Genomic DNA, 3,608 nt, shown 5'->3' on the forward strand with positions numbered 1-3,608 from the left:
TCCCTTTCCTCCTGCAGCTATGTTTGTTTTGCTCTTCATAGCTTACAGGAAAGGTCGGTTGGGGTGGTCAACTTTTTCGTGGTCATTTTCTGCTCTGGTGGTCAACTTTTACGTTATCAAAAACAAGAACTAGAAACGGTATTATCTGCATATTTGCCACGCCGTTCATCAAGTGCTAAATTTATTCTAGGATAAGTTTCTCTTCAAATAAAAAAAGGGACTGAAGAAGTCAGATGAAAAGTAGGAGCAACAACAAGCTCATACCCCGGTCTTTACTGAAAAGCTTGGCTGGTGACATCAAACACCTGATGGACAGTAATGAAGGCAGGCTTTTCGCTTTGGAGATGATGGAAGAGATACCGCGTGATTTCCGTTCACTAGTCATAGAGAGCCTATCCGGTTTTCACGAAAAGGAACTAGCGGTTTTTTTTCATCTATTGCAACAGGAGTATGGAGCTGAGCTGGAAAGACCTATAAGCAGAGCTTTGGGCAAACTTCGGATGGCAGGGGTACCTGTGACTTGCCCTGCCTTTTTTCGAGGGCGATTTTACCGAGCTTATGCCACCAAGACCCGCCATCTAGGACAGGTTACGGTTGACATTGCTTGGGAAACTCCGCACGGTTCTTTGGACGTAGAATGTTTTTTCTTGACTTTTGGACCCGAAGGCATACACAGCATCTTCGCCTTATCAGATGTTGCCGCAAGCGATTTCGAAAACGACAGGAGAAAATTGACTAATGTGGTAGATATCTCTTTAAAAGAAGCTGCCTTCCTGATTCAACAGTCATATCATTTTAACCTCAGGCATATGACCAGACCTGGTCCCGGCCGATTTCTCTTTCACAAATACTTAGATATGTCTTCTGATTTGACTGAAGCTGAAGTGCGCGAACTTTTTGACAAGCTGTCGGAGCTGCTGTCTCCCCAACAGTTAGTCAACAGTTTCTTCATCGCTTTGCGTCGCCAAGACCATGCTTATGTTAAGGCGCTTTTCGATGAGGAAAAGCTCCTTAGGCCGGATTTCGCCGGGCAGGTAGAATCAGTTTTAAACCTCGGGCAAACCTTGGTGGAGGGACACGCGGCCGGTGTGAAGACCAGTGGCAGATACGCTGTAGTCAAGGCCCGTTGTATCACTTTGGGAGACGAAGAGGTAGGGTACAGGGAGTTATCGTTTTATCTGAAAAAGTTTAGGGGGAAATGGTTCGTTTCCGATGTTTGTCATCAACTATTTGAGATAGCAAGTACATCCGGTGATCACGCACCTTCGTTTTTCAAGATACATTGTTACGTGTACGAGGTTTTAGATGTCGATGAACTACTGTCTACCCTCGAGGTGCTAGATAATATTGAGGAAGCCGGGGAAATCGCGGGGGGAATTCATTTGAGGATCGCTCACCATGAGGACGAGTATTCTTGTGGAGGGTTCCTTCTTCCAGGAGTTTGGGCTGACCTTGTTATCAAGGGTGATGAGATGGTCGTGATGGGCAAGGACCTGCGCACATTGGAAGCTCTGCATCAATTAGTAACCAGGGAACACCAAGTAGTCTTGAGTTCACGGCACGAGATCAGTACTTTAACTGCTTACCGGTATTTGGCCGGACAGTATTTGAGCTTCGATGACGTACTGGCAGGGGGTAAGCAGGATGGGGTTTTTGAGGATGGAATGAAATTCGTCAGTGCGAGGTACCTGGTGCGAGACCGGAACAGGGTTTTGGCCAAACTACAGAACATCGCGAACCAACAGTATGATTTGCCGGGAAACTGTCAAGTGTTTTACCAGTACCGCAAAAGCCCGGATACTGGCGCCGAGATCTTTCTAGCCGAGTACGTGTTCGGTAATAGCTGGATGACGGTTTCCGCTTACGGAGATAAAGAAGTTTCTGCCGTTCGTGAATATTTCGAACATGGGATCCAAGACTGCCTGCAATTTGAAGGCCTAGAGATCAAAGAAGAGGGGATATTTGAAGTTCTGACCCGGGAGATTAAAGCGCAGTATCCCAACCTGGAAGCTCGTTTGAAGAAGGCCTACTTAGACAAGTGGTATTTTTCCAAGTCAAAGGAACTAGGGGGACTTTCACCAGCCCAGGCCCGGGAAAGCGAGGAGGGACAGCGCCGTTTGTGGGAAATGTTTAAGGATATGAACCAGAGAAGAAAATCCTGCATCCGTCAGCGCGTAAAACGCTATCTCAACCTAAAAGAATACCTGGAGAGGGTGTACCTGTAAACGCGAGTGTGTCATCTTTTTTGATATTATCGGTAGAACTTGTTGACAGGGGATAGGCTTTTACCTATACTAGTAAGCAAATCTTCATTCCCCAAAAAGCTATGACAGGGATGAACACATGCCGTCCCTTAGTCGACAGAGAGCCGGGGTAGCTGAAAACCGGTACTAATATGGTATGTGGAGATCGCCCTCGAGCTGCAGTTCTGAACGGTTTAAATGGCTTAGTAGGAATTGCCGGACTGGTAGTCCGTTATCAAAACCGGTAGCATTGAAGCGCTGGTGAGTGGCCGCAGCAAGCGGCAATCAGGGTGGTACCGCGGGAGTTAAACCTCTCGTCCCTGAATCTGGGGACGAGAGGTTTAAGTTTTTATTCAGTAACTTGAAGTCGAAGGAGTGTTGGGGATGGGGTTGTTAATCTACCTTAACGGGAGTTTTGTGCCAGAAGAAGAGGCCAAAGTTTCAGTTTTCGACCACGGGTTCCTTTACGGGGATGGGGTATTCGAAGGAATACGCGCCTACCACGGTAAGGTTTTTCGCCTGCGCGAGCACATCGATCGACTGTATGACTCTGCCAAAGCCATCAACCTCGAAATCCCTCTAACTAAAGATGAAATGATCGAGGTCGTATGTGAAACCTGCCGCCGGAACAACCTTACGGACGCCTACATCAGATTGGTAGTATCACGCGGAGCTGGGGATCTAGGGCTGGACCCGAGGAAGTGCCCCCGACCGACTGTAGTAAACATAGCTTCGTCCATAACCCTGTATCCCGAAGAGCTTTACCAGACAGGGCTCACTGTGATAACCGTTCCTACCCGTCGCAATATACCGGAAGGCGTGAACCCGCGGATAAAATCACTTAATTACCTGAACAACATAATGGCTAAGATTGAGGCAAACATAGCGGGGGTACCAGAAGCGGTTTTGCTGAATCAAGAAGGTTTCGTAGCAGAATGTACAGGGGATAATATCTTTATTGTAAAGAACGGGGTGCTTAAGACGCCTCCCCCTTATGCCGGCATCCTAGAAGGGGTTACGCGCAACGCTGTTATAGAGCTGGCACAGAAGAGAGGCATTCCGGTGGCTGAGGTGATGCTGCCCAGGTATGACCTGTTTACAGCGGATGAATGCTTCTTGACTGGCACAGCCGCCGAGCTTATCCCAGTTACTAAGGTCGATGACCGCGTAATCGGAAACGGCAAGCCCGGACCGATATTCCTGCAGCTCTTAGAAGATTTCCACGAACTGGTCAAAGTCGACGGGATCGATATTTATTGAGACTTAACCATAGGGTAACAGGATACAGGCAATCATGTTATCGGAAACGGTAATTTCGTTAAATCCAGACCAGACCCCGATAACACCCAGCGGTTTCACGATTAG

General features: G+C 47.8%; 3 protein-coding genes and 1 other annotated feature. All 3 genes read left to right on the forward strand.

What is annotated here, in order from left to right; all coding sequences use genetic code 11:
• On the forward strand, window positions 1-195 hold a 195-nt coding region (locus HPY90_RS15370), incomplete at its 5' end, for a hypothetical protein (protein ID WP_287195791.1).
• A gap of 38 nt (window positions 196-233) precedes the next feature.
• Window positions 234-2,225 (forward strand): hypothetical protein, encoded by a 1,992-nt coding sequence (locus HPY90_RS15375; RefSeq protein ID WP_287195793.1) that lies wholly within the window; start codon window positions 234-236, stop codon window positions 2,223-2,225.
• Between the two features lie 92 nt (window positions 2,226-2,317).
• Window positions 2,318-2,568, forward strand: a binding site (T-box leader).
• A 59-nt stretch (window positions 2,569-2,627) separates the two neighbouring features.
• A complete protein-coding gene (ilvE, locus tag HPY90_RS15380) occupies window positions 2,628-3,503 on the forward strand; it encodes a branched-chain-amino-acid transaminase (protein ID WP_013176308.1) in 876 nt (291 codons plus the stop codon).
• The last annotated feature ends 105 nt before the right edge of the window (window positions 3,504-3,608 follow it).

The sequence above is a fragment of the Syntrophothermus sp. genome (assembly GCF_013314835.1).
Taxonomy (GTDB): domain Bacteria; phylum Bacillota; class Syntrophomonadia; order Syntrophomonadales; family Syntrophothermaceae; genus Syntrophothermus; species Syntrophothermus lipocalidus.